Consider the following 5,900-nt stretch of genomic DNA (forward strand, 5'->3'; position numbering starts at 1 on the left):
CCGCGGCACCGGCCGCCGGCCCCACCCAGGCACCGCCCGGCCCGGCCCCGGTCGGGAGCGGCGCCGCCACGGCCCCGGTCGACCCGCCGGTCTATCAGCCGCCGGTACGCCGACCGGTCGAGCCGCGCGAGCCGATCACCACCGCGCCGATGCTGATGTCGCCGGTCGCGGTGGCCAAGGCGAAGTCCCCGGCGTTCCTGGTCGCGGTCGGCGCCGTCAAGCCGGACGACGAAGAAGCGGAGTACCAGGAGGTCTCGTACGAGATCACCGAGTACGAGGAGGAGCCGGAGACCGTCCGGCTGGAGGAGTCGCCGGAGTTCGAGCGCAGCGACGAGGCCGTCCGGAAGACCGCCGCGCTGCTGGCCAGCGGCGCCATGTTGCTGACGACAACGAGCTGCGGACTGCTGCCGGCCGAGAACAGCGCGGCCGTGCCGAACTCCCGGCCGGCGATCACGCTCGCCGACGCCCAGGCCGTCGTCCAGCGGTACAACGAGCTGAACAACCAGGCGAACCAGGGCCGCGACGCCAAGCTGGCGGAGACCATCGAGGCCGGCCCGACGCTCGCCCAGACTCGGGCCGGCTACCTGATCGGCCGCAAGCTGGACGCGGCCGGCAAGGACAAGGCGAAGCCGTTCAGCTTCACCGAGCCGCAGATCGGCGCCCCGGAGTTCGATTCGTACCCGATGCGGTTCGTGGTCAGCTCCGGGGTCTCCGACGACCCGGGCAGCCGTCAGCTCGGCGTCTGGCAGCGGGAGAGCGCCGGTACGCCGTGGCTGCTGACGAACTCTGTCTACCCGTTGCAGTCGACGAAGCTGCCGTCGATGGAGGGGCTGCGGACGCCGGTCCAGGCCGACCTGGACAAGCTGGTCAGGCTGCCGGCCTCGGCGGCCACCAACCTGGCGACGTACCTGTCGGAGGGCGCCGGGTCGGCGGAGGCGAAGCTGTTCGCTCCGTCACCGGGGACGACATCGCTGCTCGAGCGGCGGGCCAAGGCGAAGGTCGCGGACACCAAGGAGACGTACATCGCGAGCGTCGCCGACACCTTCGAGCCGTCCGGCGAGCCGCTGACATTCATCACGTCGACCGGCGAGGCGCTGGTCTTCGTGGCGCTCACCGAGCAGTACCTGCAGCGGGTCGAGCCGGGGTCGAACGCGTACTGGACCAGCGGCGAGGCGACCGCGTTCAGCAGCATGGTGAAGTTCACCCAGACGCTGCACCAGAGCTACCTGTACCAGGCGGCGCTGGTGATCCCGACCAAGGAGTCCGGCGGCGCCATCCGGATCCTGTCGGTCGACGGCCAGTTGGTGGGTGCGGGCGGCTCCTGAGATTTCTCCTGAAACCTCAGGTTGTAAGCGGTTGCCGAAGGATAGTTCCGGCTGGTTGACTCCCCGGGTGAGGTTTTTCCCATCCGCCTGGGAGTACTTGTGGACATCACCCGCCGCTGCCTGCTGTCGTTCGTACCCGCCACCGCACTGCTGACCGCGGTCAACCCCGCGCCCAGCGCCCGCGCCACCCGCAGCGCGGTCGCCGACGCGAACCAGTTGCTCACCAACACGGTCGCGATCTACGCCGGTACGCCGGAGTCGAACGCGCGCCCCGAGGTCGCCGCCAAGCTCACCGCGATCGACAGGACCGCCCGGACCTGGCTGACCGCGATGGACGGCGCCGGAGCCGGTGAACTGTTCGCCGGTCTCCCCCTCGGTACCAGCGACCCGAACCTGAACGCGTCGTACCTGCACCTCTACGAGATCGCGCTCGCGACCAAGCGGCCAGGGCCGGCCTCCGACCTGCAGGGCAACGAGCAGATCCGCGCCCGGGTCGCCGAGAAGCTGGTCTGGCTGCACGAGAACTACTACGGCGACCAGTCGACGGGGTACTACGGCAACTGGTTCCACTGGGAGATCGGCATCTCGACGCACGTGTCGAAGACGCTGGCCCTGCTGGACGCGCCGGCCGAGCTGATCGCGCGGTACGTGCCGTCGATGGACGCCTACCTGCGCAACGGCAAGGACGGCGACGTCGACCTGGACTCGCGGTTCCACACCGGCGCGAACCTGGTCGACATCACCGCCAACCGGCTCCTGCAAGGTGCGCTGATGGGTGACGACGCGCGGATCCGGAAGGCGCTGCAGGACCAGTTCACCGTGTTCGCGACGATCGACCCGTACAACCTCCAGCACGGTGTCACCGACGGGTACTACGCCGACGGCTCGTTCATCCAGCACTCGTCGGTCGCTTACACCGGCTCGTACGGCAAGGGCCTGCTCAGCCGGGTCGTCCAGACGATCAAGGTGCTCGCGGGGACGGAGTACGCGCAGAGCGACGACCTGGTCGGGGTGGTCCAGGGCTGGGTCGAGCACGGGTTCGCGCCGCTGATCTTCGAGGGCTGGATGATGGAGATCGTCAAGGGCCGTGCGGTCTCCCGGACCACCACCGGGTACGCCGACGTCGCCGTGGTCGTGGAGGCGGTCGTCGACCTGGCCGACTACGCGACCGGGACCGACGCGGGCCGGCTCGAGTCGTTCGCGAAGTTCACCGCCCGGCCGACGATCAACCCGAACAGCTTCGTCTCCCCGGTCAGCATCGCCCGGTTCGCCGACCTCAAGGCCGACCCGGCGATCGTGCCGGCCGACCTGAACCCGGCCGCGAGCACGACGGCGTTCAACGCGATGGACCGGACCGTGCACCGGCGCCCCGGGTTCGCGTTCGCGCTGGCCCGGAACTCGGACCGGATCAGCAAGTACGAGTACATGAGCGGCGAGAACCTGCTCCCATGGTTCCAGGGCGACGGCGCGCATTACCTCTACCTGTCCGGCCAGGACCAGACACAGGCCTTCGGCATCGACTACTTCACCACGGTCTCGCCGTACGCGCTCGGCGGGGTGACCGCACCGGTCGAAACCCGCAGGTCGATCCCGGAGCTCTACGGAACGCCGTACTACGACAACCCGGACCACCCGCTGAACTTCACGCCCTCGAGCGAGTCGCAGAACACCTACGTCTACTTCCCGACCGGGACGAACGCGTACTCCGGCGGCGCCAGCCTCGGCGCGTACGGCGCGGCCGGCTGGGTCCAGTCGAGCGACTTCGCCTACGCCTCCCGGGAGATCCTGCCCGACGACTTCGTCGTCTACCGCAACGCCGAGGCGACCAAGTCGTGGTTCCTGCTCGACGACGAGATCGTCGTCCTGGCCGCCGGGGTGCGCGATGCCGACCGCGCCGTCACCACCACGATCGACACCCGGATCGCCGCTCCGGGCGATGCCGTAACGATCACCGGCGAACGCCGGGACGGCGAGGCCTGGACCGGGACGGGTACGACGGATCCGCGGTGGCTGCGGTACGCGAACGGCGCGGTGTCGCTCGGGTACTACTTCCTCCAGCCGAGTCAGGTGTCGGTGGAGTTGCAGCAGGTGACGCGGAGCCGGCGGGTCGTACGGACGTCGAACCCGGATACGGCGGTGACCAAGCAGGTGTTCGGACTGACGGTCGCGCAGCCGGCCGGATCCAAGCGCTCGATGGCCTACGCATTGGTGCCTAACGCAACGGAATCGGCGCTGCGCGGCTACCGGCACGGGCGAGTCACCATGCTGTCGAACACCCCGCGGCTACAGGCGATCCGCCACCGCGGGCTCGGGCTGACCGGCGCCAACACCTTCGGTCCCGGCCGGCACCACCTGCCCGGTCTGACGATCGACGGACCGGCGTCCGTGCTGCTGCAACGGCACAAGGACGGTTCGATCACGGTGGCCGCGTCCGACCCGACCACCTCGCGCGACACGATCACGGTGAACCTGTGGGCGGAGCACCTCCGGCCGGTCTCCGCGGATCCCGGTGTCCAGGTGGTGCGGACTCCGACCGGGACCCGGCTGACGTTCACCACTCACCACACGTACGGGCGGAGCCTGACGGTCAAGCTTCTTCGAGCCTCGTGATCAGCGTCCGCAGGGTGGCGAGCGTCGTCCGGAGGTCGTCCAGTCCGACGTTCGCGCTGAGCTTCTCGGCGAACGGGTGCTGGGCGATCGAGATCTGCCGGATCGCCCAGTAGCCGGCCTCGGTGCACGCGAGCAGTTTGGCGCGGCGGTGGGCCGGGTTCGGCCGGTACTCCGCCAGGCCGCGCTCGACCAGCAGGTCGGCGATCCGCTGCACACCCTGCCGGCTGACGCCCATGATCCTGCCCACCTCGGCGACCGAACGCGGCTCGTCCAGCACGCCGCCGAGGACCTGCCACCACGCGGCGGTCAGCCCGCCGTGGGCGGCGAGGTCCTGGGCGGCCTCCATCAGCCGGGCGTTCAGCCGGAAGGTCGCGAGCATGACGTCGGTCAGGACCGCGGCGTCCTCCGACTGCGGGTCCGGCTTCGGCCAGTCCTTGCGCGGAGGAACAGTCATCAGCCGACTAGGGCCGGGTAGGCCGACGGGTCGGCGCGGTGGAACACGCCTTCGTAGGCGTCCAGCTTCTCGTCCGAGGCGAGCCCGAGCCGCTGCATCGCCGCCCGGGCGAACTGCACCGGCGAGTCCGGGCCGGCCGTGATCAGGTCACCGTCGACCACCGCGCGCTCGTCCACATAGTTGTCGCCGCCCTGGTAGCCGGTGGCCAGCAGATACTCCTTCACCGCACTGGTGTGCCTGCGGTCGTCGAGCACCCCCGCCCGCGCGAGCCCGGCCGTCGCACCGCAGATCGCCGCGACCGGTACGCCGGCCTCGAGGAAACGCTGCGCCGTCTTCGCGAACGCCTCCCCGCCGCCCTCGTCCCACTGCGCCGACCCGGCCAGCACGAACAGGTCGCCGTCCTCGGGCTCGACGTCCGCGAGCACCATGTCCGGCACGATCCGCAACCCACCCATCGTCGTCACCGGGTCGGTGGTCTCGCCCACCGTCACGACGTTCCACTGCTCACCGGTGAACCGCCCGGTCCGCAACTCGACCAGCAGATACCCGATCTCCCAGTCCGCCCAGGTCTCGTACACACCCACATAAGCTGTCTTCATAGACAGCATACTGTCATGACGACAACATGCTGTCAACAGCAGCAGCGATGCGGGGCTGCGGCGGAACAGGCCAGCAGGATCCGGCGTGGACCGCAGTGATCGCCCAGGACTCCGCCGAGTAGGAGTAGTACGGCGCGCGGCAGGGTGAATGCGGTCAGCACCAACCCCGCGATGTGCGGGGCGATCCCGGTTGCCGCCCAGCCCGGTGCGAAGAACAGCGCACTGTCGCCGAACGCCGAGAGTGTGGAACCCGCCAGCCAGCCGTAGCAGCCGCGGTTCACCCTCCCAGCCGGACAGGCATCACCAGCGTGGTGAACGTGCCCTGGTCGGCCGAGCGGACGACGACCGGCCGGTCCGGCGCGCAGATTTCGAGCAGCACGTCGGGTCCGACACTCGCGTCCAGCGCGGCCGCCAGCAGAGATGCGGTGAAGCCGATCCGGGTCGAGCCCGACCCGATCACGTCGAGCTTGACCTCGCCGTCGAGCCGCAGGTGCCCCGGTTCGACGTCGAAGGCAACCACCTCGCGTCCTTCCAGCGCCGATCGCAGCGCCGTTCGGTTCACGACCACGCGGCACTCGGGCGGTGTCAGTCCGTCGAGGATCACGCCGTACGCCGGGTAGTCACCGGAGACCGCGGTGAGTTCGTGCGTTTCCCCGTCCCGGACGATCGCGGCCCCGCCGGGCCGGGTCTCCAGCCGGACGACCTCGCCCGCGGCGACCCAGCGGCTCAGTCCGCTCGACTCGGCCGCCGGCACCAGCAACCGCGCCGGCGCACCGCTGAACTCCACCGGTTGCACCGTGCGCATCGCGAGCCGATACCGATCGGTCGCCACGAACGTCACCTCGTCGGCGGCCAACTCGATCAACACACACTCCAGCACGGCCGTCCTCTCCTCCGGCGCAACGGCGGAGG

At 69.9% G+C, this 5,900-nt stretch carries 6 protein-coding genes; 2 read left to right on the top strand and 4 right to left on the bottom strand.

All coding sequences use genetic code 11. The annotated features are described in order from the left end of the window. The coding region (locus tag E1218_RS36425; RefSeq protein WP_165949552.1) for a hypothetical protein at positions 1–1,325 on the top strand (1,325 nt) is incomplete at its 5' end. Positions 1,326–1,424: 99 nt separating this feature from the next. Next, a complete protein-coding gene (locus E1218_RS34635; protein WP_132327265.1) occupies positions 1,425–3,935 on the top strand; it encodes a polysaccharide lyase family 8 super-sandwich domain-containing protein in 2,511 nt (836 codons plus the stop codon). Here the strand turns inward: E1218_RS34635 and E1218_RS34640 are convergent. The 4 genes from E1218_RS34640 to E1218_RS34655 all read right to left on the bottom strand — a co-directional run. Then, positions 3,913–4,389 carry a MarR family winged helix-turn-helix transcriptional regulator gene (locus E1218_RS34640; RefSeq protein WP_132327266.1) on the bottom strand — a complete coding sequence of 159 codons (477 nt, stop codon included), beginning with the start codon at positions 4,387–4,389 and terminating at the stop codon, positions 3,913–3,915. The genes E1218_RS34635 and E1218_RS34640 overlap by 23 nt on opposite strands. Further along, positions 4,389–4,988: a DJ-1/PfpI family protein gene (locus E1218_RS34645; protein WP_202866360.1), complete on the bottom strand. Its 600-nt coding sequence runs from the start codon at positions 4,986–4,988 to the stop codon at positions 4,389–4,391. The genes E1218_RS34640 and E1218_RS34645 overlap by 1 nt, the downstream gene beginning before the upstream one ends. A 32-nt stretch (positions 4,989–5,020) precedes the next feature. After that, positions 5,021–5,269, bottom strand: coding sequence for a hypothetical protein (locus E1218_RS34650; protein WP_132327268.1), 249 nt, complete (start codon positions 5,267–5,269; stop codon positions 5,021–5,023). After that, positions 5,266–5,900, bottom strand: a 635-nt coding sequence (locus E1218_RS34655) for a DNA polymerase III subunit beta family protein (RefSeq protein ID WP_456074465.1), incomplete at its 5' end; no start/stop codon positions are given. The genes E1218_RS34655 and E1218_RS34650, both read right to left, overlap by 4 nt.

Source organism: Kribbella turkmenica, assembly GCF_004348725.1.
Taxonomy (GTDB): Bacteria; Actinomycetota; Actinomycetes; order Propionibacteriales; family Kribbellaceae; genus Kribbella; species Kribbella turkmenica.

Excerpts from the sequence above, each read along its gene's own strand:
- E1218_RS34640 (WP_132327266.1), bottom strand. The coding sequence starts at position 4,389 with ATGACTGTTCCTCCGCGCAAGGACTGGCCGAAGCCGGACCCGCAGTCG.
- E1218_RS34645 (WP_202866360.1), bottom strand. The coding sequence starts at position 4,988 with ATGAAGACAGCTTATGTGGGTGTGTACGAGACCTGGGCGGACTGGGAG.